Below are 23,311 nucleotides of genomic sequence, written 5' to 3'. Positions count from 1 at the left end.
GACGCGGTCCCAATTCACTTGGAAAGTTATTAGGACTCTATAATCTGGGAGGACATTAAACATGTTAAGATCAATGTATTCAGGGGTTTCAGGAATGAGAGGCTTTCAAACTAAGCTTGATGTAATCGGTAATAATATTGCTAACGTAAACACTATCGGGTTTAAATCCGGACGTGTTATGTTCAAAGATATTATGAGCCAAACTGTTTCTGGTGTTACAGCACCGGGTGAGGATGGTCAAGGTGGGGTGAATGCTAAACAAATAGGGCTAGGAGTTAGTATTGCATCTGTTGATACTCTTCACTTAGCTGGTAGTGCTCAAACTACTAATAACCCGACAGATTTACGTATCGATGGGGATGGATTTTTTCTAGTTAAGCTTACTGAGGATCAGGAGACTGCATTTTTGACCCGCGCTGGAGATTTCCACATTGACGCTGCGCGTAATCTGGTTACCGCTGACGGACTCCATGTTTTAGATTCCGAAGGTGGGCTCATTCAATTAGGAGACGATGTAACGGCGTTTTCTATTTCTAATGATGGAACGATTGTACAGACCTTGGCAGATGGAACAACTGGAGCCGGAGTGAAGATTGGTGTAGCTAAGGTTACTAACCCATCTGGTCTGGAGAAAATCGGAGGCAATATATACCGTATGACACTTAATGCGAATGCAGAAGGCGAACTAGTTCCGACTACAGCAAATAATACAGAAGATGGAACCGGAGCAATCATCTCTGGACAGCTGGAAATGTCCAATGTAGATCTTACCAGTGAATTTACAGAAATGATCGTATCACAGCGTGGATTCCAGGCGAACTCACGTATCATTACAACTTCTGATGAAGTGCTGCAGGAAGTAGTAAACCTGAAGCGTTAATTTAATCAATAATTTCTAAATTTTCTTAAATGGTTCATGCGGAGTCGTGGGGGAGTTACTCCTCCCCCTATTTTGTTAGGAGGCCTGTTATGATATCGGTAACGAGATTAAATGGAACACCGATGTGGATCAATGCCCTACTGGTCGAAATGGTAGAAGAAAGCCCGGATACATATATTACGCTCGTAACTGGAAAAAGACTAATCGTTCTCGAAAAAGCCGATGAGGTTATTACGAAGATCCGGGATTATAACAGGGACATAGGCACATATGCTGCCACCATTAAAATCCAGTCAATGGAGGAGCTAACATGAAAAAGATGATGCCGTGGCTTATCACGATATTACTAGCGATTACTCTGATCGTGGTCGCCGCATTTTTACTAATGGACAGGATCTTTCCGAAAGATACGAACGAGGTAAGTGCTGCTGTTCAAAATGTGGAAACAAAACATTTAACTGCAGATGAAATCGTCGAATTGACGGCAGAGATCATTGATATCAAAACAAATCTTGCTGATCCCGATTTTATCCTTCAAGTAGATTTCGCCTTCCAACTAAGTTCTGCGAAATCAAAGGAAGAATTCGAAAAAATAAAAGAGATCAAAATCAAACCAATAATTATCAAGACGCTTGCAGATACCAAACCTGAGGACCTTAATGGAGCGAATGGAAAAGATCAGCTTAGCAGTAAGCTTATTAATCTGATCAATAAGACATTGACTGAGGGCCAAATTACTCAGATCGAAATCACCAAATTCCTTTTGGCTTCTGTGTAGCTTTATTCCTGATAATTCTTTGATGGGGGGGTGATTGAATTGGTTGATGTACTATCACAAAACGAAATTGATGCTCTACTTGCTGCACTTTCTTCAGGTGAGATGGACGCCGATGAACTTAAAAAGGAAGAAACTCAGAAGAAAATCCGCTCTTATGACTTTAAACGGGCTGTCCGCTTTTCCAAAGATCATATCCGCAGTCTTACACGGATACATGACAATTTCGCCCGTTATCTTACAACGTATTTTTCAGCCCAATTGCGCACCTTCGTTCAGATTAATGTCGTTCAAGTAGAGCAGCTCCCTTATGATGAATTTATTCGCTCCATACCGAAAATGACGATATTGAACATTTTTGAAGCAGAACCTTTAGAGGGCCGCATGGTAATGGAAGTTCATCCTAACATTGCTTTTGCTATGCTGGACAGGTTGCTTGGAGGCTTTGGAACTGCACCTTCTAAGATTAATGCTCTTACTGAGATCGAAACAACAATTATGGAGCGTATCTTTAGTAGATGTTTTGAGAGTCTGCAGGAGGCTTGGAAAACGGTGCTGGATATTCATCCGCGGATGGAAGCTCTCGAGACGAACCCGCAGTTCATGCAGATTGTATCGCCCAATGAGACCATTGCATTAATCTCTCTAAGTACCAAAATTGGAGATACAACGGGCATGATCAATCTTTGTATACCGCATGTCGTTCTAGAGCCTATCATGTCCAGACTTTCTGTTCATCAATGGTTTGTGACAGAGAAGAAGACACGGGATGAAGATGAGCTTCTAGCCATTAGAGCTAGAGTTCATAAAGCGAAGCTGCCGATTGTTGCTGAACTTGGAGAATCGAGCTTATCCATATCTGAATTCTTAGGGCTTAGTGTCGGTGATGTGATTTCTCTCAACAGAAACGTAGATTCTGGACTGTCGATTAAGGTAGGGGAGAAGCTTAAGTTCATCGGAAGTCCCGGAATGGTTAAAGATCGGGTAGCCGTGCAAATAGACGAAATTGTCAATGAAGGAGTTGAAGAATTTGACGAGTAAAGATTATTTATCCCAAGAAGAAATCGACGCCCTTCTGAGACAATCTGCGGAGGGCTCATTAGCTCCTACGGAGAAAACGGTAGATGACTATTTAACACCGTTTGAACAGGACGCTTTGGGCGAAATTGGTAATATAACGTTTGGCAGTGCAGCAACAGCACTTTCCACTTTACTAGGGAAAAAAGTAGATATTACAACCCCTCAAGTTTCGATCATTACACGCGGGGAGTTTGAAATTGCTTTTCCTAAACCGCATGTAGCTGTTCACGTTCAATATGTGGATGGGTTTCAAGGCATTAACTCACTAGTTATTAAGATTAGGGATGCGCAGGTCATTGCCGATTTGATGCTTGGCGGTGCTGGCGAACCTCAGGATGAAGAGTTGAACGAAATTCATATTAGCGCTGTGCAAGAAGCTATGAATCAAATGATGGGTTCTTCTGCTACATCGATGTCTACGATTTTTAATCGTTTTGTTAATATCTCGCCTCCGGGTATCGACATTTTGAATATGTCCAGCGGAGAAGGAGTAGGCAGTCTGCCAGACGATGAGACCTTAATTCGTATTTCGTTCCGGCTTAAAATTGGTGATTTGATAGATTCTACTATTATGCAGCTCTTGCCTGTTCAGTTCGCAAAAGATATGGTATCCATGCTTCTTGGTGATGTTAGTCCTGCAGAGGAGGAGGCAGCGGTCACAATGGCTGAAACACCTGCCGTGACTAATTCTGCTGAGACACCACCTCCAGCACCTCCGGTGCAACAGGCGCCCTCACAGCCCGCAGGAGGAACGCAACCACCATATCCACCGCAGGGTATGCCACCGTATCCAGGGATGCCAGAAGGCGGGTATTATTATCCTCCAGCGGGTATGCCAGCATACGGAATGCCTGGGATGCCACCATACGGTATGCCACCGCAAGGGATGCCATATGGACAGACACCACCGCTTAATTCTGAGGCAAATCGCAATGTAAATGTACAGCCTGTGCAATTTGCAAATCTGAATGGTGGGGCCTTTGGTCATATTGATGAAAATAATTTAAATTTATTGATGGACATACCGCTTAGAGTAACCGTAGAATTAGGAAGGACCCAGAAGCAGATCAAAGATATTTTAGAAATGTCACAAGGCTCAATTATTGAGCTGGACAAGCTCGCAGGTGAGCCTGTAGATATTTTGGTTAACAACAAGCTTATTGCCAAAGGTGAAGTCGTTGTTATCGACGAAAACTTTGGCGTACGCGTTACGGATATCGTCAGCCAGTGGGACCGAATTCAGAAATTACAATAAGCATACTTAGGGAGGATTTTGTAAAAATGGCTAACCGAATTCTAATCGTGGACGATGCAGCATTTATGAGAATGATGATCCGTGACATTTTGTCGAAAAACGGATTTGAAGTAGTGGGCGAAGCTCAGGACGGTTCTCAAGCGATAGAAAAATTCAAGGAACTGCGTCCGGACCTCATCACGATGGATATTACTATGCCTGAGATGGACGGAATCGCCGCCCTGAAAGAAATCAAAAAAGTAGATCCGGCTGCAAAGGTTATTATGTGTTCAGCCATGGGCCAGCAGGCTATGGTTATCGATGCAATCCAAGCAGGAGCTAAAGACTTTATTGTGAAGCCTTTCCAAGCTGACCGGGTTATCGAAGCTATTAACAAAACGTTGGGCGCGTAGGATAAAGTCATGTTATATTCCGAAGCGTTCGGAAGCAGTAACACCCTGCTGAATTTGTTTAAAGTTATTATTGTCCTGGCGATAATCATTGTACTTATAGTGGTACTAATTCGTTTTCTTGGACGACGTAATCAGACCTTTATGAGCAACCGTTCCATAAGAACGCTTGGTGCAATTGGGCTTGGACCTAATAAGTCGATGCAGGTTATCGAACTGGGAAGCAGTCTTTACTTAATCGGGATTGGTGAGAATATATCCATTTTGGATAAAGTCACCGATCCGGATGAGGTAGCATTGATCATTGCGGCATTTGAGGATCAGTCCTCTAACCAGAATAATTTCCTCGCACCGCTTATTGCCAAGGTTAAGGTAAAGCTGCGTGGGGAGGTTCCATCTCAGGAAATTGAACTTAGTGAAACATCATCTTTTTACGAGACTCTGCAATCCAAGCTTCGTTCTGCACCAGAGCGTAAAGAGAAAATGGAAGAGCTGCTTCGGGATGATGTTACTAAGGATGAGTCGAGGAATATATGAAAAAGAAGCTAATTCTTGCTATTCTGCTGTTCGGTATTATCAGTGTGGTTATGATGACGCCGATACATGCTGATCCTATACCTAATGTTAATATTCAGGTCGGTAATGAAGGTTCAAGCAGTGGTACCAGTTCCATATCAATTCTTCTTCTTGTTACGGTTCTGAGTATTGCTCCGGCGTTTCTGGTTCTTATGACTAGCTTTACTAGAATTGTAATCGTATTAGGTTTTGTGAGAACATCGCTGGGTACTCAGAATATGCCTCCGAACCAGGTGCTGGTAGGACTTGCTCTGTTTCTGACCCTGTTCATTATGTCACCAACGCTGGCCACTGTGAATGAAAACGCGTTGCAGCCGTATATGAAGGGGACAATCACCCAGACCGAAGCTTTTGATAAAGCTGCTGATCCGATGAAAGAATTTATGTTTAAACAGACGAACACCAAAGATCTTCTGTTATTTATGAAATACACCGGTTATACCGGATCTACTAAACCGGCTACATACAGTGATATTCCACTGACGGTGATGGTGCCAGCTTTCGCAATTGGTGAATTGAAAAAAGCTTTTACAATGGGCTTCTTAATTTTCATACCATTCCTGATTATTGATATTGTTGTGGCGAGCACGCTGATGGCCATGGGGATGATGATGCTTCCCCCGGTTATGATTTCATTACCTTTTAAAATAATGCTCTTTGTACTGGTAGACGGCTGGTACTTAGTCATTAAATCATTACTTCTTAGTTTTAACACCTGACCTAAAGAGGAGGCATGAGGGATGAGTACGGAGTTTATAATCGGGCTAGCAAGCCAAGCCGTATATTTAGTGCTGGAAGTCAGCGCACCCATGCTGATTCTTGGTCTGGTGGTAGGACTAATGATCAGTATTTTTCAGGCTACGACACAGATTCAGGAACAGACGCTAGCGTTTGTTCCCAAAATCGTCGCAGTGCTACTGGCTTTATTGCTATTTGGTCCGTGGATCGTCACGAAGCTGATTGACTTTACAAGCCAAATTTTGGGTAATCTCTATATGTATATTGGTTAAAGAATGAACATGGAGACCCTACTGCAAAGTTTACCCGTCTTTTTGCTTATTTTTTGTCGAATAACCGCTTTTTTTGTTGTCGTTCCTGTGTTCTCTTCACAAGGGGTCCCGACAACCTTTAAGATTGGCATTTCTTTTTTTGTAGCATTGGTTGTCTTTAGCGCTAATGGAACAGGACTTACAATCCCGCAGGATTTCAGTTATATTTTGCTGATTGCCAGAGAGATATTAATAGGTTTATTGCTAGGTTTCATTGGATATTTGATGTTTATGGCGATTCAGACAGCAGGTTCGTTTATAGATATTCAGATTGGCTTCGGTATTGCTAATGTCATTGATCCTATGACTGGAACATCTGCACCTGTTATCGGTAATTTCAAATATATGATTGCCCTGCTAATGTTTCTGAGCATGAATGGTCATCACCATCTGCTAGATGCTATTGTGTACAGTTATAAATGGGTTCCTATGAATAATGATTTATTTCTAGGCATGATTGACGGTAGTTTATCAGAGTTTCTGGTTCGAACATTTGTGCAGTCCTTTGTACTCGCTTTTCAAATGTCGGCTCCTTTAGTAACTGCGCTGTTTCTGACTGATGTTGGCCTTGCTTTCTTGGCGAGAACGGCTCCGCAATATAATGTATTTGTTATTGGGGTTCCGCTCAAAATCATTATAGGTCTTGCACTGCTTTTAGTGCTCATGCCTGGTCTGGCTGTGCTGTTTCAGAATCTCTTCGATATCATGTTCGAATCCATGGAGAATTTATTGAGTCTCATGGGGAAGAGTCCGTAGGTGACCGTAAGGGGAGCGTATTATGCCTAAGACGAAGCGGTATAGACTGGATCTTCAACAATTCGCCGGTGAAAAGACGGAAAAAGCAACCCCGAAGAAACGGCAAGATGCTCGTAAGAAGGGTCAAGTAGCCAAAAGTGCTGAGCTATCCGGTGCAGTTGTATTGTTATCAGCAATAGTTAGCTTGATGATGTTTGGTGGTTTTATGAAAGAACGTTTCATGAAGCTATATATGGACGTATTTCAGAATCAAATGACGATGGAGGTTACTCCTGAGAATATAACGCTGCTATTTAATCAATATGGACTACAAATACTGATTTTGCTAGCTCCATTACTTGGAATAGTTTTTGTTATGGCGCTTGTAAGCAATTTGGCGCAGGTGGGCTTTATGACCACGGGAGAGGGGATCACCCCTAAATTCAGCAAGATTAATCCGATAAAAGGGTTCAAAAATATTTTCTCCATGCGTTCGTTTGTCGAGTTCCTGAAATCCATATTTAAGCTTCTAATTATCGCTTATCTGGTATATAGCACTTTATGGGGAGAAAAGAAAAACTTTGCATCCCTGTCGCATATCAGTGCGGAGGGGATTTTTAAATTTGCGGCCAAGCTTACGATGAGTCTTGGTTTGAAAATCGGGGCTGCCCTGTTGGTTATGGCTTTTCTAGACTACATGTATCAGAAGTACGAGCATGAAAAAAGTCTGAAGATGTCCAAGCAGGATATTAAGGATGAATACAAAAAAATGGAGGGTGACCCTCTAATTAAAGGTAAGATCAGGGAACGCCAACGTAGAATGGCCATGCAGCGTATGATGCAGGAAGTTCCAAATGCGGATGTAATCATTACGAATCCTACGCACTTTGCTGTTGCGCTTAAATATGACGGTACCAAGATGGAAGCGCCGCAGATTATAGCAAAAGGGCAGGATTATGTAGCACTTCGCATCCGGGAGCTGGCTAAAGAGCACGGCGTCGTGACTATGGAAAACAAACCGCTGGCACGGGCGTTATTCCAAAGGGCAGAGATTGGAGATGTCGTTCCAAATGATCTGTTCCAGGCTGTGGCTGAAGTGCTGGCATATGTATATAAGCTTAAAGGTAAAGGTAAGAGGAGATAAGGCGGGGGGGTTAGGACATTGAAAGCTAAAGATTTAACAGTTTTGCTAGGCATCATCGGGATCGTGCTTATGATGATTCTGCCTATCCCGTCCTGGTTATTGGACGTTTTGCTTGTTATTAATATCTCAATCGCATTAATTATCATTTTGGTTGCTATGAATACGAAAAATGCGCTCGAATTTTCAATTTTTCCTTCACTGCTCCTAGTAACCACACTGTTTCGTCTGTCACTTAACATCTCGACTACAAAACTGATCCTGACTTACGGAGATGCCGGTTCAGTGGTATCTACTTTCGGTAGCTGGATCGCTGGCGGACAAATTGCTGTTGGATTTATCGTGTTTCTGATTTTGGTAGTAGTGCAGTTTATTGTTATTACCAAAGGTTCAGAGCGCGTAGCTGAGGTAGGCGCTAGATTTACCTTGGATGCGATGCCCGGTAAGCAAATGAGTATTGATGCCGATCTTAACGCAGGCATGATTAACGAAACCCAGGCACGTGAGCGTCGTCGTAACGTAGAACGCGAAGCGGATTTTTTCGGAGCCATGGACGGTGCGAGTAAATTTGTTAAAGGAGACGCGATTGCGAGTATTATCATCTTGCTGATCAACCTCATCGGTGGTTTTATCATCGGTATGATGGTTCACGGGATGGACTTTGCTACTGCGTTATCCACTTATTCTGTATTGACAATCGGGGATGGTCTCGTGAGTCAAATTCCAGCTTTGCTGATTTCGACAGCGGCCGGCTTAATTGTTACTAGAGCTTCTTCGGAAGGTAATCTGGCAGAAGAACTGACAGGACAGTTGTTGTCCTATCCGAAATTGTTGTATATTGTCGCAGTTACCGTAGCTTTTCTTGGACTCTTTACACCCATACATATGATTACAACGCTCCCATTGGCCGGATTGCTGGCTTTTGCAGCCTACCGTATGGGACAAAATTTAAATAAGAAACAGATTGCCGAAGAGCAACTTGTTGAAGAGAAGCAGATTGAAGAGGTACGAAGTCCGGAAAGTGTCATTAATTTGCTGTCGGTTGATCCCATTGAATTCGAGTTTGGTTATGGTCTAATTCCTTTGGCGGATACAGGTCAGGGAGGCGATCTGCTAGATCGTATCATCATGATTCGACGGCAATGTGCCCTAGAAATGGGTCTTGTAGTACCTGTTATTCGTATTCGCGACAATATTCAACTAAAACCGAATGAATATGTCATAAAAATTAAAGGAAATACAGTCGGTGGTGGTGAATTATTACTTAATCATTACCTTGCAATGAGTCCAGGATATGATGATGAATCCATAAACGGTATTGAGACCATTGAACCATCCTTTGGGCTTCCAGCATTATGGATTGATGAATCGGTTAAAGAGCGGGCTGAATTGTCCGGCTATACTGTAGTAGACCCTCCATCTGTTGTCGCAACACATCTGACGGAGTTAATCAAACGTCATGGACATGAGCTGATAGGGAGACAAGAAACTAAGATGTTGGTGGACAATCTTAGGGATAATTATCCAGTGCTCGTCGACGATCTTATTCCTTCCGTATTGGCGATTGGGGATGTGCAGAAGGTTCTTGCTAAGCTGCTTCGTGAAAAAATATCGATCAGAGATTTGGTTACGATTTTTGAGACTTTGGCGGATTATGGGACATACACCAAGGATCCGGATATTCTCACTGAATATGTTCGTCAGTCCTTGTCTAGACAGATTACTCAGCAATTCTCACAAGTAGGAGAAACGCTGAAAGTCATCACGGTTGGACCTAATCTTGAAAAGAAAATTTCCGAGAGTGTGCAGCAATCTGAACAGGGAAGTTATTTGGCCCTAGATCCAACTTCGACACAAACGATCTATCAGCGGTTAAGTGAACAGATCAATCGATTGCTGCAGACAGGGCAACAGCCAATAGTGCTCACATCACCAACCATTCGTATGTATTTGCGGCAGGTGATTGAACGAACGATGCAGGACATTCCTGTACTGTCTTATAGCGAGCTAGAGCCTAACATTGAAATACAAAGCGTCGGAGTGGTGAATTTATGAGAGTAAAGCGTTACGTGGTCGATTCGATGCCTGACGCCATGCTTTCCATTCGCAACGAGCTTGGGAGCGAGGCCGTCATTTTAAGTACAAAGGAAATCAAAATCGGCGGATTTTTAGGATTATTTAAGAAGAAAAAAATAGAAGTTGTAGCAGCAGTAGAAAAGGCAGAGAAGAATAATGTTCCAAAAAAGCCGGCTGCGCCAGCGATGAACATTCCACGGAGTGCAGTACCACAGGCTTATCAAAAAGCGTCATCTGCTTCAACTACATCTTCTATACCTTCCGTACCTTCTGTTTCATTAGAAAAGCCAGAAGAGTCACGGACGTTTGCGGAGATTGCCGCAGCCTTATCAGAAGCTATTAATGTACAAGAATCGACAGCCAAGCAGGCAGAGCCAGAATCTGAGCAGAAACTTCCTGAATTAAATCTGGATGATGAACCTTCTGTATCAGCGTTGTATGAATCATTAGGATTAGAACAATCTTCACAGGTTGCCACCGGTCTCGAAAATGATGTTCTTCGTGAGATTAGAGATATGAAGCTCTGGATGGAGCGAATTGCCAGACACTCTTCAGGTGGAAGAGAATTGCCAGACAGTCTGCAGGAGTTACGGGATCTTTTGTTAGAGCAGGAAATGGATGCTGTGCTTGTTGAGGAATGGATCAGTAACATCTCGGAACGGTGGGTAGATGAAGGGCGTACATGGGGACCAGAGAAATTTATGGGGTCTCTTAAAGAACAGATTGACGGTTTCCTGACGGGGCGAATTGCTGATGGAATTGCCCGGGATACTCAAATTGTATATATTGCCGGACCTACTGGAGTTGGAAAGACCACAACCATAGCTAAGCTTGCGGCAGAACAGCTATTTAAGCACGGACGCAAGGTAGGGTTTATCACCTCCGATACGTATAGAATCTCAGCTGTTGAACAGTTGCGAACCTATGCTGCTATCCTCAATGTCCCACTGGAGGTTGTCCAATCGCCAGGAGATTTGCAAAGAGCACTCTTTCGCTTGGAGAGTTGTGATCTAGTATTAATGGATACAGCTGGCCGAAATTATCGCAATGATATGCTAGTAGCAGAATTGCAAAGCTTGCTTGCGAAGGAATTGAGAAGTGAAACCTATCTTGTGCTTAGCCTGACCTCCAAAAGCCGAGATATGAAACTTATTGCAGAGCATTTCGGCAGATATAGACTGGACAAGGTTATTTTCACAAAGCTGGATGAGACGGGGAGTTACGGCCCGCTCTTTAATGTCCTGAATGACTTCCCACTTACCTTGTCTTATATGACCGATGGTCAAAATGTACCTGATGATCTGCTTATGGCTACCAAAGGACAGCTTAGTGAGTTGCTTCTTGGAACAGGTGAAACATGATGGATCAGGCACAATCCTTAAGACAGCTTGTATCCAGTCAGGATTCTAAAGTAGCTGTAAGAGGGGGATCATCCGCCAGGATCATTACGGTGTGTAGTGGTAAAGGGGGCGTTGGTAAGTCGAATTTTACACTTAACTTCGCTCTAACTTTAAAAGCTATGGGCAAACGGGTTTTGCTGTTCGATGCAGATATCGGCATGGCTAATATAGATGTGTTGATGGGCGTATCGGCGAGATATAATCTATATCATTTGTTAAAAAGAGAAGCGGATATCGAGCAGATTATTCAATACGGTCCGAATTCGCTCCCTTTTATAGCAGGTGGCTCTGGAATGGATGAGCTATTTACTCTTTCAGAGTCTGATCTTGATTATTTCACAAATCAGATAGCACTTATCGCGGACAGCATGGATTATATTTTGTTCGATACAGGTGCTGGATTATCTAAGGAAACGATGAAGTTTATAACTTCTGCCGACGATTGCTTAGTCGTTACTACACCAGAACCAACAGCTATCACAGATGCATACGCATTAATGAAGGTTGTGAATCGTTCCTATCCTGAGACTTCCTTTAAATTGATTGTGAACCAGGCAGGTGATGAAAGGGAAGCCATAGCGACAAGCGACAAGATCCGAATGGCCGCCAGTCGTTTTTTGCAATTAGATATTTCTTATCTTGGTCATATAAGCTCAGATGCCCATGTAGTGCAGGCTGTCAAAAGGCAAACGCCTTTCACATTGGCTTTTCCAAACAGTATTGCTGCAAAAGATATACATCGGCTTGCCCTAAGTTATTTGACCATTGATTCTAAAAAGACCACAAAAGTCCAAGGGATTAAAGGCTTTATCCATAAATGGTTAAAGCGAAGTAAATAGTTGTTCTGAATTTGGGACAGAGGTGGAAATGATATGAAGCCATATAAAGTATTGGTTGTTGATGATTCGGCATTTATGCGCAAGATCATTTCCGATTTAATTGAAAATGACGCTGACTTTCAGGTGACGGCAACAGCAAAAAACGGTCGTGAGGCTATCGAAAAAATCAATGAGCTTCGTCCAGATCTGGTTACTATGGATGTAGAAATGCCAGAAATGAACGGCCTGGAAGCGCTGAAAATAATAATGGCCTCAGACCCTCTGCCAGTGATTATGCTGTCAGGGATCAATGAAGAGGGCATGAAGGAAACCATTCTTGCACTGGAATGGGGCGCTTTTGACTTTATTCGTAAACCTTCGATTACCAACTCACAGGATATCATGGGAGTGGGAGAATCCTTAAGGGAACAAATGAAAGAGGCTATGATGGCCCGGGAGCAGCGCGAAGCACGTGCTTCTGCATTTAAGTTGCCAGACATATCGCCAGTAGAAGTCGCACCGCCAACTGTACCGAGAGTGATGCCCGGCAAACCCAAGGTAGAACCTAAAGCTTCACTCAAAAATGAAGTGACCAAAAAACCGCGGGTGAAGCAGCTGTTAGATCATACTGATCCTAAAAGAGCAGCAAAACCATTAATCCCTACTCCACCACCTTTATCAGAAAAGAGTAATGCAAGGTCAAGAGTAGAGAATAACGCTACCCCACCAAAACCGTTGCCTAAACCTAAAGTGGAAGTGTCTTCTGACGCTCCTGCAAATCCTCAGGTCCGGAAGTATGGGAGTAATGATCTGCAAAAGTTGGTTGCCGTGGGGTGCTCTACAGGTGGACCACGTGCTCTAAAGGTATTTCTGGAAAAGATTCCTGCGGATTTTCCAGCGCCTATTGTTATTGTGCAGCATATGCCGCCTAACTTTACCAAATCACTAGCCCAGCGACTGAATACCTTCAGCCCGCTAGAAGTGATTGAAGCTGAGCAGGGGATGATATTGCAAAAAGGAACTGCTTATATAGCACCTGGAGGCTATCATTTACAAGTTGTCCCATCCTCTAGAGGGCAATATGCGGTTGTACTCACAAAGGAGGAGGCACGTAATGGCCATCGACCTTCTGTGGATGTTTTATTTGAATCATTGCTGCCGCTCACATCGTTAGAACGTCATTTGTTACTAATGACAGGGATGGGTAGTGATGGGGCAAGAATGATGAAATCCTTATACGACTCTGGGGTAACCTCAACCTTTGCTGAAAGCGAAGAAACTTGTGTCGTATATGGAATGCCGCGATCTGCGGTGGAATTACAGTGCGTCCAGCACGTACTGCCTTTGCAAGAAATTGCTCCAAGGCTGGTGCAAGCTGTTAAATAACAGAAAAGCGAACTCAAAGGGGAGGTGCTCACTGATGGACATGAACCAATATTTATCCATGTTTATTGATGAGTCGAACGATCATCTGCAGTCATTGAACGAGAGCATGATGGGGCTGGAAGCGAATCCTGAGGACATTAGTATTGTACAGGTAATATTCCGCTCTGCGCATACCTTAAAAGGTATGGCAGCAACTATGGGCTTTGAAGATTTGGCTTCACTCACACACCAAATGGAAAATGTTCTTGATTTGGTACGCAACAACAAACTGCGCATGCAGGATTTCATTTTTGATACGTTGTTCAAAAGTTTGGATGCCTTGGAGTCTATGGTTGAGGATATTACGGGAGGAGGCGAGGGTAAAGCGGATGTTTCGTCTATCGTCTCCTCCTTACAGGCTATAGTCCGGGGAGAGATTCCTGTTGCGGGTGGTGAGGCAGCTTCTGTCTCAGGACCTGCTGCACAAGCGGTTGAAACCCCGATTCATTTAGATGAGTTTCAATTTTCTGTTCTAGAACAGTCGATTCAAGAAGGACATCAAGTATTATATGTGGACGTAACCATTCGCAAGGATTGTCAGCTTAAGGCAGTACGTGCATATATGGTGTTTGATCTTTTGGAGCGTTCAGGTGAAGTGGTTAAATCCTTCCCATCCGTTCAGGATATTGAACAAGAGAAATTTGATCAAAGCTTCTCTCTCTATTACATAACTCAAAAAAGTGCTGATCAAATTCAGGCTATGATACTAAATCTGTCTGAGATTGATAAAGTATCGGCAGTAGCATTGGATCAAGACTCTCTGCAACAGCTGGGTCAAGAAACAGCAGCAGCCTCTGAAGTGGCTGCCACGACTACTGAGGCTCCAGCAGCAGCTGCACCTGCGGCTTCTGCCGCTAAACCCCTGCCAACCAAAGAAGAGGGCAACAAACCGGCAGCTCATAAAACAGGTGGGGCACCATCACGTACCATTCGTGTAGATATTGAACGTTTGGACGTGTTGATGAATTTATTCAGTGAACTTCTTATCGACCGTGTCCGATTGGAACAGCTGGCTTCTGAGGTTCAAAATGGTGATCTTACAGAAACGGTTGAGCATATGGGCCGGGTAAGCGGAGATCTCCAGAATATTGTAATGAAGCTGCGGATGGTTCCAGTAGATACAGTATTTAACCGATTCCCACGTATGATTCGTGATCTAGCCAAGTCACTAGACAAAAAAGTAGATCTTATCATCACAGGAGCAGAAACTGAGCTAGACCGAACGGTCATTGACGAAATCGGGGATCCGCTGGTGCATTTATTGCGTAATGCAGTTGACCATGGTATTGAATCCATTGCGGATCGTGTTGCTGCTGGTAAGCCTGAGACCGGTACGGTCTATTTGCGGGCTTTCCACAGTGGTAATCACGTCTTCATTGAGATCGAAGAAGATGGAACAGGGATTTATCCAGAGAAGGTTCTGAAATCTGCTGTGAAGAAGGGTGTTATAACACAAGAGCAGGCAGCCAGTATGTCGGACGATGAAGCTTTTCAGTTGTTATTTGCCCCAGGCTTCAGTACAGCAGAGGTCATTTCTGATGTTTCAGGCCGCGGGGTAGGGCTGGATGTAGTGAAATCTAAGATTTCTTCTTTAGGCGGCAATGTAACGATTTATTCTGCTCCAGGTAAAGGAACAAATTTCTCAGTGCAGCTGCCTTTAACTCTATCAATCATTGCTGCAATGCTTATCCGATTAGGTTCCGAGAAGTATGCCATTCCTTTGACCTCTATAGTGGAAACCGGAATCGTGAAGCAATCTCAGATCCGTACAATCCATGGCAATAAAATGGTAGAATTCCGTGATTCGCATATTCCTCTGGTTTCGCTAAGTCGTCTCTTTTCAGTACCAGATTATGATGAGAGTACCGAAGAAGAAACAGAAATCGTAGTGGTGCGTAAGGGAGAAAGATTAGTTGCCTTAGCAGTACAGGATTTTATTGGCCAGAACGAGGTTGTGATTAAGAATCTGGGTAAATATTTGCCTGATGTACAAGGAATATCTGGCGCAACCATTCTTGGTGATGGTCAAGTAGCACTTATTATTGATCCGAACGCTTTTATTAAATAACTAGGATAGAACAGGGAGGTTCATTCCATGGCTGAAGATATTAAAGTGATAGTGTTTAAATTAAGCGTAGAGGAATATGGAATTGAAGTTGAAAAGGTACAAACTATTGAGCGTATGATGCCCATTACTCGCGTACCTAAGACCTATTCATTTATCAAAGGTGTAATTAATTTACGTGGTGTTGTTATTCCTGTAATTGATCTGCGGGGCCGTTTCGGCATCGAAGAGGCTGAACACACCGATCAGACAAGAATCATCATCGTATCTGTGAATGAAATGGAAGTAGGCTTCATTGTAGACTCTGCAAATGATGTTATAGATCTGAACAGAGATTCTATTGATACACCTCCTGATGTTGTTGGCGGCATCAAGGCAAAGTATTTGGATGGGGTGGCCAAGATTGGAGACGAGCGCTTACTGATTATGCTTAACTTGTCAGAAGTGCTTAACAAAAGCGAAATCGTTCAATTAGAAAGCCTAGAGGGCTAACCTGTGGAACTATTTAAGCACTATAAGGATTTCAAAATGGATGTGCTTAAGGAAGTTGGGAACATTGGAGCTGGAAATGCAGCCACCGCATTATCACAGCTCTTGAATAAGCCTATAGATATGGCTGTTCCTAAGGTACAGCTCCTTAACTTTGAAGAAATAACAGATAAAGTTGGCGGAGCCGAAGAACTTGTATATGCGGTGTTTCTACGTGTGGAGGGTGAAGCTCCAGGTAACCTATTTTTCATTCTGTCACCAGAAGCGGCTATGAACTTACTTAGTCGTATTGCAGGCATTGAGCTATCGAGTGATGAAGAGCTTGGAGAAATGGAGCTTTCTGCACTAAGCGAAATTGGCAATATTCTAGCAGGATCGTATCTTTCTTCTCTGGCAGACTTCACCGCACTTTCTATGTATCCAACGGTTCCGGCTCTTGCTATGGACATGGCTGGCGCTATCCTTAGCTACGGTCTGCTGCAATTCGGGCAGATGGGGGACGATGCTTTATTGATCGACACTACCTTCTTTGAAGGAAAAAACGAAATTGAAGGGCAATTTTTCCTTATTCCCGATCCGGAATCATTCCCGAAAATCTTCAAATCGCTAGGAGTTCCTTTTGAAAATGATTGAAGAACAAAGCATTATTAAAGTAGGGATGGCGGATCTTAACGTTGGAAGCCAAGACAGTTTAATTCGTACCACAGGTCTTGGCTCCTGCGTGGGATTAACATTGTTTGACCCTGGAAAAAAGCTCGCAGGGATGGCGCATGTGATGCTCCCATCATCTGAGATTGCTAGGGAAGGGCAGTTAAACATTGCTAAGTTTGCAGATACTGCAGTGCCGGAGCTCTTATCCCGTCTGCTAGAGCTTGGGGCGGTTCGGAGCCGGATCGTAGCCAAGATGGCCGGAGGTTCACAGATGTTTGCCTTTGCCGGGGGGAGCGACACCATGAGGATCGGGCCTCGTAATGTTGAATCTTGTAAACTAGCACTTGAAAATTTAAAAATTCCGTTAATCGCAGAAGACACAGGCGGCAATTATGGCCGTACGATAGAAATAGCCTGCAACACTGGTGTATTGTTTATTCGCAGTGTGCAAAAAGGCGCTAAGGAACTATAATTATGAATATGATTGGAAACATTTTGATAAACTTGGTGTCGGGTTTGGTAGGTTTCATATTTACCTTTTTTGTAACCTACAGTAACAATGTATTGGGTACTAGTTTATTAAGAAGCCTAATTGCATTTATCATCTGGTTTCTGCTTGCTTTCCTCGTAAGATGGGTATTGGGTTTTATTATGATTCAAACATCGCCTCCGGATGAAGTGGACACTGGCGGCGAAGAACTTGGGGCGAAGCTGGACATCAGCACGCCTAATGAGGATGAAGAATTAATCAATCTACTAAAACCGAAGCCAGGACAAGGAAACGAAAATAGCGAGGGATTTAAGCCTCTTACACCTCCTAAGCTAGTTTCGATGAAGGATCCTGAAGAATTGGCCAAGGCCGTTCGTCACCTGAAAGAAGAATAAGTGAGGGCTGAGGCGGAATCGGTGATCTTATTGGAAGGTACATTTCGCCGCGAATGCTCGCTGACTAAACTTTGGGAAGGGTGAAAGCTATTGAACGAGCGTAAAGCTTCTCAATTGGAAACTGACGAGCTATGGGAACAGTGGAAAGAACACAGAGACCCTGATGCCAAAAAGAAGCTGATAGAGAGTTATCTCCATATTGTTGATTATGTATCCAGTCGTTTGGCTGTGGGATTACCCAAAAATGTATCCAAAGATGATTTAGCCAGTAATGGGGTTATGGGACTAATTGATGCGATTGAGAAATTCGACTACAAACGAGGATTGCAATTTCAGACCTATGCGTCCTGGCGTGTGCGTGGTGCGATATTAGATTCATTACGCCAAAGTGATTGGGTACCTAGATCCGTTAGGGAAAAAGCTAAAAAAATTGAGGACGCTTATCAGCAGCTGGAGCAGAAGCACTTAAGGTCAGTTAGTGACGAGGAAATGAGCCAATACCTTAATATTAGTGAACTGGAATTTCAAAATATGTTGCAGGATGTGGCTGTGATGTCACTTTGTTCACTGGAAGACCCGATTCGTGAAGAGGAATCAGAGACCCGAATGTCCATACTGGTGGACGATAAAGCTAAGAATCCGGATAGCAAGGTAAATGAATTCTACCTGCGCGAAGCGCTCACCAAAGGTATTGAGAAATTAACGGTGAAAGAAAGGACCGTTGTGTCCCTTTTATATTATGAAGATTTATCTTTAAGTGAGATTGCTGAGGTCATGTCGTTATCTCCTTCAAGAATTTCGCAGTTGCATTCCAAAGCTATTTTGCGGCTGAGGGGAACGCTCGAGAAGAACCGTGATCTCCTTATGCAGAACGATTAACCGTTAGCGGTGACAAGGGGGAGCAAAATTTGATCGGTCAATATGCTTTGAATCAGTACTTGAGTATAACTTTTTCGGAGGACAAAGGAATCGCGTATTTGCAGTTCTCCAAAAAGGATGAGAATTTTTCCTGCTCATCTACAGAACTGGAAGCCTTCCTGCACAGTCACAATATTCGCTACGGTATCAAGAGTGATGTTGTCGAACGTATTAGTAGTCATCCTGAGGAGTTTTTTTGGAGTAAAGTTCCGATTGCTGCAGGTTATCCTGCTGTGCATGGCACGGATGGACGAGTTATGCTTACAGTTGATCTGGAAGAGGACCGCAAACCGCTTGAGAAAGCGGATGGTAAGGTCGACTACAAGGACTTGGTCCGGCTTCGTAATGTGCTTAAAGGAAAGTTAATAGCTAAAATTATCCCTGCCCAGCCTGGAAAGTTAGGGATGACTGTTACTGGTGATGAGCTTGCTTTCAAGGCTGGAAAGGAAGCTCATTTTAAAATCGGGAAAAATGTACTCATTGATAATGATGGCACTTCGATGTATGCAGCGATTGATGGGCTGGTCACGTTAACTGATAACGGGAAAATCAATGTGTTTCCTGTATATGAAGTGAATGGTGATGTGGATTACAGCACTGGAAATATTGATTTTGTAGGTACAGTCGTCATACGTGGGAATGTCCTTTCAGGCTTCACTGTAAAGTCTGCCGGTGACATTCGGGTTGTAGGCGGCGTTGAAGGTGCAGAGTTAATCTCTGGGGGCTCCATTGAAATTACTGGTGGAATTATCGGATATAACAAAGGCCAAGTTACCGCTGGGAAAAGTGTGAAGGTTTCTTTCATTCAAGATGGAAACGTAACCGCTGGGGAAGATGTAATTGTTTCTCAGAGTATTATGCATTCCAATATACGCGCGGGTAGAGATGTTATCTGTAACGGCTCTAAAGGTTTGATTGTGGGTGGAATCGTTCAGTCTGGAGAAAGAGTTGTAGCAAGAACTATAGGTAACACCATGTCCACTGCGACTGTGATTGAGGTAGGCGTGGTTCCAGAGCTTAGAAATGAGATTAACGAACTTCGTCAAGAGCTGCGGCAGCTGCTGGAGAACGAGGATAAAACCTCTAAAGCTTTGTATCTATTAAATCAATTGGCTACTAACGGACAGCTCCCTGCGGATAAAGTGGCGCTTCGCGTCAAATTAAATGCTACTAAACAATCCCATCAACGTGAAGAAAAAAGAATTAAAGAACGGGTGCTAGAGATAGAAAGAATGTTAGAAGATACAGGTAGAGCGAGAGTTGAGGTTATCAAAACCATTTATGGCGGTTCAAAGATCATGATCGGCAGATATACCCGATTTGTTAAAGATCCTACGGAACGGGTTGTGTTTATTTACAGTGATGGGGATATATCTTTAACGCCGTACAATTAATCGGGCGGGCAGCATTTGCGGCCGGCCATTACTTGTGAGAGAAGGGTTAAGATGAGCCTTAAACCGGTGGAACTGCAAATTGCTTTGCCTCGCACCACGGAGGCGGGCAAGATCCAGAATGAATCTCAGCAACGTCCTGCTATCGACCAACATCAATTGGCTGGCCAAAATGTTAAACAAAGCCAGGAATTGGCCATGCGAAGCACAGAAGTGGATGAGTCTTCTGAATCCGCTTTACGTGATGGCGGTGGAAAAGGCAATCAGCATTCAGGTGGCAATTCTTCTTCAGATAAACATTCGAACCCGCCTGCAACCCGTGATGCCGAGCATCCTTACAAAGGACAACGTATTGATCTAAGTCTTTAATAAGAATCTACATGAATCTACATCTGATATGTAAAAGGAGATAAGGCACTTGCAACCATGGGTTTATATTGTGCTAGTAGGTGTCGCCGCTATTCTTTATGCCCTTTTACTTCCCGCACGTGTTAAGGAAGGAAAAGCTAATCAGCAAAGCCTCAAAGAAACAGAGGCTGCGCTTGAGCTATATATGGCAGACATAGAGCGCGAGAATGAGGAACTGGTACAATTAGTTAGTAGTATTAAACAACAATCGCAAACTCATCATAATGTACTGCAGGGACAGGTTAATGAATTACAGAGTCAAGTGGTAGAGTTGCAGAACAGCTCTTTAAAGCTAGAAGCACGAGTGGCCGAGGAAGAAAAGAGTTTGAAAGAACTTGCAGTGTCGGTTGAACAAGGTTCGAAGGTTAAAGTTGGTGTTAACGAAGATCCGTCTCTCCCAGCAGAGATGAGTTCAGTGTCGCCAGATGTGAAAGCGAAACCTATTAGTTCGATAAAATTACGTTACCCAAGATTGTTTGAACTGCATGAGCAGGGCAAATCGATAGACTCCATTGCCAAGACGGCTGGACTTCAGCGAGGGGAAGTGCAACTGATTCTGCAACTTGCCAAACAGGAGGAATCGGTATGATTAAGAACCGTTCATTCTTGTTCGGGCTAGGCACAGGACTAATTACTGGCGCTTTATTACTTCAACTAATGATCTCCGGTGGAGCGGCTCCACTTACCAAAGAACAAGTTCTACAGGGTGCGGAGAAATTGAATATGAAAGTCATCGATGAAGCTGCAGAACCTTCCTCGGGGGAAGCTGAGAATGATAATAAAGAGGAAGTCACAGAGACCGGGGGGCCGACAGCAGAAAGCAAGGAGAACGTCAGCCCCTCTGCGCCGGCTGCTGCAGTCTCCCCCACGCCGGCAGTGTCACCTACAACGCCTGAGAGCTCTGATAAAGCCATTGCACCGAACAAGCCATCTACGCCTACTAACGGCAAGGTTGAGCAGCCAAAGGTCACTCCAAAGGCCAGTGCCGCTCCAACCGCTGTAGCTCCTGTAACGCCTAAAGTCACAGCAAATGCTAGTGTTTCTGTTCGAATTCCATCTGGCAGCACATTGACCGCAACAACAGATATTTTAGCGAAGGCTGGTGTCATTAAAGATAAGTCTACTTTTCTAGAGGCTGCAAACAAACGTAAGATTAATACCAAAATTCAATCCGGTTCTTATAGCTTTAATAAGGGAGAAAGTATTGACTCGATAATAGAGAAATTAATAACTTTAAAGTGATCGTTGCATACACTGAGATAATATGGTATAGTAATTGACGGTGTTAAAACACACGCCGGTTGATTTCGACAAGGGGTGCTTTCTTCTGAAGAAAGTCTTGCTGAAAGATGACGCATGGCGGAGGAGACACACAATAAACCAAACTTAGGAGGTGTGTGAAGATGGCAGTAATCTCCATGAAACAGCTTCTAGAAGCTGGGGTACACTTCGGTCACCAGACTCGTCGTTGGAACCCAAAGATGGATCGTTATATCTTCACTGAAAGAAACGGAATTTACATTATTGACTTGCAAAAAACAGTCAAAAAGGTAGAGGAAGCTTACAACTTTGTAAAAAGCGTCGCTGGTGACAACGGCACAATCCTATTCGTAGGAACAAAGAAACAAGCTCAAGATTCCGTAAAAGAAGAAGCAGAACGTTCCGGTATGTTCTTCATTAACCAACGTTGGTTGGGCGGAACTCTTACTAACTTCCAAACTATCCAAAAGCGTATTGATCGCTTGAAGAAATTGGAATCTTGGGAAGAAGACGGTACTTTTGAAGTACTACCTAAGAAAGAAGTTATCCTTCTTCGCAAAGAGAAAGATCGTCTTGAAAAATTCTTGGGCGGTATCAAGAATATGAAAGGTCTTCCAAGCGCGCTGTTCATCATTGACCCGCGTAAAGAGCGTATTGCAGTTGCAGAAGCTCGCAAATTGGGTATTCCAATCGTAGCTATCGTTGATACTAACTGTGATCCAGACGAAATCGACTACGTAATTCCAGGTAACGACGACGCTATCCGCGCTGTTAAATTGTTGACTGGTAAAATGGCAGACGCTGTTGTTGAAGCTCACCAAGGCGAAGACACAACTACTGCTTAAGTAGCGACTAACACATACAAGAACTTAAATGAAAAGGGTGGTTGGCAGGTGGATAACCTCTCACTGCCCTTTTTTTAGGATAAAGGCCTTGAATAATGTAAGAAAACGACAATTACCTGGAGGGAATAAACAATGGCAGTTGATGCAAAAGCAGTAAAAGAACTTCGTGAAAGAACAGGCGCTGGTATGCTTGATTGTAAAAAAGCGCTTGAAGAAGCTAATAACGATATCACTAAAGCAGCAGAATTGCTTCGTGAAAAAGGTCTGTCCGCAGCAGCGAACAAAGCAGGGCGTATTGCTACTGAAGGCGTTGTAGAATCTTACATCCACGCTGGCGGCCGTATTGGTGTACTTGTAGAAATCAACTGCGAAACTGACTTTGTTGGTAAAACAGATTCCTTCAAGGAATTTGCTCGCGATATCGCTATGCAAATCGCTGCAGCAAACCCGCGTTATGTTCGTCGTGAAGAAGTTCCACAAGAAGATGTTGAGAAAGAAAAAGAAATCCTGAAAGCTCAAGCTTTGAACGAAGGTAAGCCTGAGAAAATCATTGAAAAAATGGTTGAAGGACGTATTGGTAAATATTACGAAGAATATTGCTTGCTTGAGCAAACTTTCGTTAAAGACCCTGACAAAACAATCTCCCAATTGTTGAATGAAAAAATCAGCACCATCGGAGAAAACATCTCGATCCGTCGTTTTGCTCGTTTTGAACTTGGCGAAGGTTTGGAAAAGAAAGTGGATAACTTTGTTGAAGAAGTTATGGCACAAGTTAATCAATAATAGTTTCATCATAAATG

At 43.4% G+C, this 23,311-nt stretch carries 27 protein-coding genes; all 27 read left to right on the top strand.

Annotated features, from left to right (window positions below; translation table 11 throughout):
- Positions 1-61: 61 nt before the first annotated feature.
- The 27 genes from flgG (at position 62) to tsf (ending at position 23,294) form a co-directional block, all read left to right on the top strand.
- Complete coding sequence (flgG, locus tag NYE58_RS22825; protein ID WP_341003089.1) at positions 62-880, top strand: flagellar basal body rod protein FlgG; 819 nt, start codon at positions 62-64, stop codon at positions 878-880.
- Positions 881-969: 89 nt separating this feature from the next.
- Positions 970-1,194, top strand: coding sequence for a flagellar FlbD family protein (locus NYE58_RS22820; protein WP_036688535.1), 225 nt, complete (start codon positions 970-972; stop codon positions 1,192-1,194).
- Positions 1,191-1,658 (top strand): flagellar basal body-associated FliL family protein, encoded by a 468-nt coding sequence (locus NYE58_RS22815; protein ID WP_076100380.1) that lies wholly within the window; start codon positions 1,191-1,193, stop codon positions 1,656-1,658. Before NYE58_RS22820 ends, NYE58_RS22815 begins: the two co-directional genes overlap by 4 nt.
- Positions 1,659-1,697: 39 nt before the next feature.
- On the top strand, positions 1,698-2,696 hold the full coding sequence (fliM, locus tag NYE58_RS22810) for a flagellar motor switch protein FliM (protein WP_036688529.1): 999 nt from the start codon (positions 1,698-1,700) through the stop codon (positions 2,694-2,696).
- Positions 2,686-3,990, top strand: a complete 1,305-nt coding sequence (gene fliY / locus NYE58_RS22805; RefSeq protein WP_341004290.1) for a flagellar motor switch phosphatase FliY — start codon at positions 2,686-2,688, stop codon at positions 3,988-3,990. The genes fliM and fliY overlap by 11 nt, the downstream gene beginning before the upstream one ends.
- Positions 3,991-4,016: 26 nt before the next feature.
- Positions 4,017-4,382 (top strand): response regulator, encoded by a 366-nt coding sequence (locus NYE58_RS22800; protein WP_076127811.1) that lies wholly within the window; start codon positions 4,017-4,019, stop codon positions 4,380-4,382.
- A gap of 9 nt (positions 4,383-4,391) precedes the next feature.
- On the top strand, positions 4,392-4,916 hold the full coding sequence (locus NYE58_RS22795) for a flagellar biosynthetic protein FliO (RefSeq protein WP_076127813.1): 525 nt from the start codon (positions 4,392-4,394) through the stop codon (positions 4,914-4,916).
- Positions 4,913-5,674 carry a flagellar type III secretion system pore protein FliP gene (gene fliP, locus NYE58_RS22790; RefSeq protein WP_076220247.1) on the top strand — a complete coding sequence of 254 codons (762 nt, stop codon included), beginning with the start codon at positions 4,913-4,915 and terminating at the stop codon, positions 5,672-5,674. The genes NYE58_RS22795 and fliP overlap by 4 nt, the downstream gene beginning before the upstream one ends.
- Positions 5,675-5,695: 21 nt before the next feature.
- Positions 5,696-5,965 carry a flagellar biosynthesis protein FliQ gene (gene fliQ / locus NYE58_RS22785; RefSeq protein WP_341003088.1) on the top strand — a complete coding sequence of 90 codons (270 nt, stop codon included), beginning with the start codon at positions 5,696-5,698 and terminating at the stop codon, positions 5,963-5,965.
- A gap of 9 nt (positions 5,966-5,974) precedes the next feature.
- Positions 5,975-6,760, top strand: a complete 786-nt coding sequence (gene fliR, locus NYE58_RS22780; RefSeq protein WP_076276204.1) for a flagellar biosynthetic protein FliR — start codon at positions 5,975-5,977, stop codon at positions 6,758-6,760.
- Between the two features lie 22 nt (positions 6,761-6,782).
- Positions 6,783-7,883 carry a flagellar biosynthesis protein FlhB gene (flhB, locus tag NYE58_RS22775; RefSeq protein WP_341003087.1) on the top strand — a complete coding sequence of 367 codons (1,101 nt, stop codon included), beginning with the start codon at positions 6,783-6,785 and terminating at the stop codon, positions 7,881-7,883.
- 18 nt (positions 7,884-7,901) lie between these two features.
- Positions 7,902-9,935 (top strand): flagellar biosynthesis protein FlhA, encoded by a 2,034-nt coding sequence (gene flhA, locus NYE58_RS22770; RefSeq protein ID WP_036688509.1) that lies wholly within the window; start codon positions 7,902-7,904, stop codon positions 9,933-9,935.
- Positions 9,932-11,317, top strand: coding sequence for a flagellar biosynthesis protein FlhF (gene flhF, locus NYE58_RS22765; protein WP_076276205.1), 1,386 nt, complete (start codon positions 9,932-9,934; stop codon positions 11,315-11,317). The genes flhA and flhF overlap by 4 nt, the downstream gene beginning before the upstream one ends.
- The gene (locus NYE58_RS22760; protein ID WP_076276206.1) at positions 11,314-12,195 is read left to right on the top strand and encodes a MinD/ParA family protein; all 882 of its coding nucleotides are present in this window, start codon (positions 11,314-11,316) and stop codon (positions 12,193-12,195) included. Before flhF ends, NYE58_RS22760 begins: the two co-directional genes overlap by 4 nt.
- A 33-nt stretch (positions 12,196-12,228) precedes the next feature.
- The gene (locus tag NYE58_RS22755; protein WP_341003086.1) at positions 12,229-13,560 is read left to right on the top strand and encodes a protein-glutamate methylesterase/protein-glutamine glutaminase; all 1,332 of its coding nucleotides are present in this window, start codon (positions 12,229-12,231) and stop codon (positions 13,558-13,560) included.
- 34 nt (positions 13,561-13,594) lie between these two features.
- Complete coding sequence (locus NYE58_RS22750; protein ID WP_076140998.1) at positions 13,595-15,667, top strand: chemotaxis protein CheA; 2,073 nt, start codon at positions 13,595-13,597, stop codon at positions 15,665-15,667.
- Between the two features lie 27 nt (positions 15,668-15,694).
- Positions 15,695-16,156, top strand: a complete 462-nt coding sequence (locus NYE58_RS22745; RefSeq protein ID WP_341003085.1) for a chemotaxis protein CheW — start codon at positions 15,695-15,697, stop codon at positions 16,154-16,156.
- A 36-nt stretch (positions 16,157-16,192) separates the two neighbouring features.
- Positions 16,193-16,786 (top strand): chemotaxis protein CheC, encoded by a 594-nt coding sequence (locus NYE58_RS22740; RefSeq protein WP_370511156.1) that lies wholly within the window; start codon positions 16,193-16,195, stop codon positions 16,784-16,786.
- Positions 16,779-17,276 carry a chemotaxis protein CheD gene (locus NYE58_RS22735; protein WP_076219965.1) on the top strand — a complete coding sequence of 166 codons (498 nt, stop codon included), beginning with the start codon at positions 16,779-16,781 and terminating at the stop codon, positions 17,274-17,276. The genes NYE58_RS22740 and NYE58_RS22735 overlap by 8 nt, the downstream gene beginning before the upstream one ends.
- 2 nt (positions 17,277-17,278) lie before the next feature.
- A complete protein-coding gene (locus NYE58_RS22730; protein WP_370510671.1) occupies positions 17,279-17,689 on the top strand; it encodes a hypothetical protein in 411 nt (136 codons plus the stop codon).
- Between the two features lie 90 nt (positions 17,690-17,779).
- A complete protein-coding gene (locus tag NYE58_RS22725) occupies positions 17,780-18,568 on the top strand; it encodes a FliA/WhiG family RNA polymerase sigma factor (protein WP_076127824.1) in 789 nt (262 codons plus the stop codon).
- 29 nt (positions 18,569-18,597) lie between these two features.
- The gene (locus NYE58_RS22720; RefSeq protein ID WP_341003082.1) at positions 18,598-20,001 is read left to right on the top strand and encodes a DUF342 domain-containing protein; all 1,404 of its coding nucleotides are present in this window, start codon (positions 18,598-18,600) and stop codon (positions 19,999-20,001) included.
- Between the two features lie 51 nt (positions 20,002-20,052).
- Positions 20,053-20,367 carry a hypothetical protein gene (locus tag NYE58_RS22715; protein WP_076276209.1) on the top strand — a complete coding sequence of 105 codons (315 nt, stop codon included), beginning with the start codon at positions 20,053-20,055 and terminating at the stop codon, positions 20,365-20,367.
- A gap of 49 nt (positions 20,368-20,416) precedes the next feature.
- Positions 20,417-20,995: a hypothetical protein gene (locus NYE58_RS22710; protein WP_076276210.1), complete on the top strand. Its 579-nt coding sequence runs from the start codon at positions 20,417-20,419 to the stop codon at positions 20,993-20,995.
- The gene (locus tag NYE58_RS22705) at positions 20,992-21,648 is read left to right on the top strand and encodes an endolytic transglycosylase MltG (protein WP_341003081.1); all 657 of its coding nucleotides are present in this window, start codon (positions 20,992-20,994) and stop codon (positions 21,646-21,648) included. Before NYE58_RS22710 ends, NYE58_RS22705 begins: the two co-directional genes overlap by 4 nt.
- A gap of 161 nt (positions 21,649-21,809) precedes the next feature.
- Positions 21,810-22,511, top strand: coding sequence for a 30S ribosomal protein S2 (gene rpsB / locus NYE58_RS22700; protein WP_036688493.1), 702 nt, complete (start codon positions 21,810-21,812; stop codon positions 22,509-22,511).
- Positions 22,512-22,643: 132 nt separating this feature from the next.
- Positions 22,644-23,294: a translation elongation factor Ts gene (tsf, locus tag NYE58_RS22695; protein WP_036688492.1), complete on the top strand. Its 651-nt coding sequence runs from the start codon at positions 22,644-22,646 to the stop codon at positions 23,292-23,294.
- The last annotated feature ends 17 nt before the right edge of the window (positions 23,295-23,311 follow it).

The sequence above is a fragment of the Paenibacillus sp. FSL L8-0708 genome, from assembly GCF_038009325.1.
Taxonomy (GTDB): Bacteria; Bacillota; Bacilli; order Paenibacillales; family Paenibacillaceae; genus Paenibacillus_AQ; species Paenibacillus_AQ odorifer.
This window is presented reverse-complemented; position numbering and strand designations above follow the sequence as displayed.

What these genes read in the sequence shown, in the direction of transcription:
- flgG (WP_341003089.1), top strand. Translation starts at nt 62, where the DNA reads ATGTTAAGATCAATGTATTCAGGGGTTTCAGGAATGAGAGGCTTTCAA.
- NYE58_RS22820 (WP_036688535.1), top strand. Translation starts at nt 970, where the DNA reads ATGATATCGGTAACGAGATTAAATGGAACACCGATGTGGATCAATGCC.
- NYE58_RS22815 (WP_076100380.1), top strand. Translation starts at nt 1,191, where the DNA reads ATGAAAAAGATGATGCCGTGGCTTATCACGATATTACTAGCGATTACT.
- NYE58_RS22800 (WP_076127811.1), top strand. Translation starts at nt 4,017, where the DNA reads ATGGCTAACCGAATTCTAATCGTGGACGATGCAGCATTTATGAGAATG.
- NYE58_RS22795 (WP_076127813.1), top strand. Translation starts at nt 4,392, where the DNA reads ATGTTATATTCCGAAGCGTTCGGAAGCAGTAACACCCTGCTGAATTTG.
- fliP (WP_076220247.1), top strand. Translation starts at nt 4,913, where the DNA reads ATGAAAAAGAAGCTAATTCTTGCTATTCTGCTGTTCGGTATTATCAGT.
- fliQ (WP_341003088.1), top strand. Translation starts at nt 5,696, where the DNA reads ATGAGTACGGAGTTTATAATCGGGCTAGCAAGCCAAGCCGTATATTTA.
- fliR (WP_076276204.1), top strand. Translation starts at nt 5,975, where the DNA reads ATGGAGACCCTACTGCAAAGTTTACCCGTCTTTTTGCTTATTTTTTGT.
- flhB (WP_341003087.1), top strand. Translation starts at nt 6,783, where the DNA reads ATGCCTAAGACGAAGCGGTATAGACTGGATCTTCAACAATTCGCCGGT.
- flhF (WP_076276205.1), top strand. Translation starts at nt 9,932, where the DNA reads ATGAGAGTAAAGCGTTACGTGGTCGATTCGATGCCTGACGCCATGCTT.
- NYE58_RS22760 (WP_076276206.1), top strand. Translation starts at nt 11,314, where the DNA reads ATGATGGATCAGGCACAATCCTTAAGACAGCTTGTATCCAGTCAGGAT.
- NYE58_RS22755 (WP_341003086.1), top strand. Translation starts at nt 12,229, where the DNA reads ATGAAGCCATATAAAGTATTGGTTGTTGATGATTCGGCATTTATGCGC.
- NYE58_RS22750 (WP_076140998.1), top strand. Translation starts at nt 13,595, where the DNA reads ATGGACATGAACCAATATTTATCCATGTTTATTGATGAGTCGAACGAT.
- NYE58_RS22745 (WP_341003085.1), top strand. Translation starts at nt 15,695, where the DNA reads ATGGCTGAAGATATTAAAGTGATAGTGTTTAAATTAAGCGTAGAGGAA.
- NYE58_RS22740 (WP_370511156.1), top strand. Translation starts at nt 16,193, where the DNA reads ATGGATGTGCTTAAGGAAGTTGGGAACATTGGAGCTGGAAATGCAGCC.
- NYE58_RS22735 (WP_076219965.1), top strand. Translation starts at nt 16,779, where the DNA reads ATGATTGAAGAACAAAGCATTATTAAAGTAGGGATGGCGGATCTTAAC.
- NYE58_RS22730 (WP_370510671.1), top strand. Translation starts at nt 17,279, where the DNA reads ATGAATATGATTGGAAACATTTTGATAAACTTGGTGTCGGGTTTGGTA.
- NYE58_RS22715 (WP_076276209.1), top strand. Translation starts at nt 20,053, where the DNA reads ATGAGCCTTAAACCGGTGGAACTGCAAATTGCTTTGCCTCGCACCACG.
- NYE58_RS22705 (WP_341003081.1), top strand. Translation starts at nt 20,992, where the DNA reads ATGATTAAGAACCGTTCATTCTTGTTCGGGCTAGGCACAGGACTAATT.
- rpsB (WP_036688493.1), top strand. Translation starts at nt 21,810, where the DNA reads ATGGCAGTAATCTCCATGAAACAGCTTCTAGAAGCTGGGGTACACTTC.
- tsf (WP_036688492.1), top strand. Translation starts at nt 22,644, where the DNA reads ATGGCAGTTGATGCAAAAGCAGTAAAAGAACTTCGTGAAAGAACAGGC.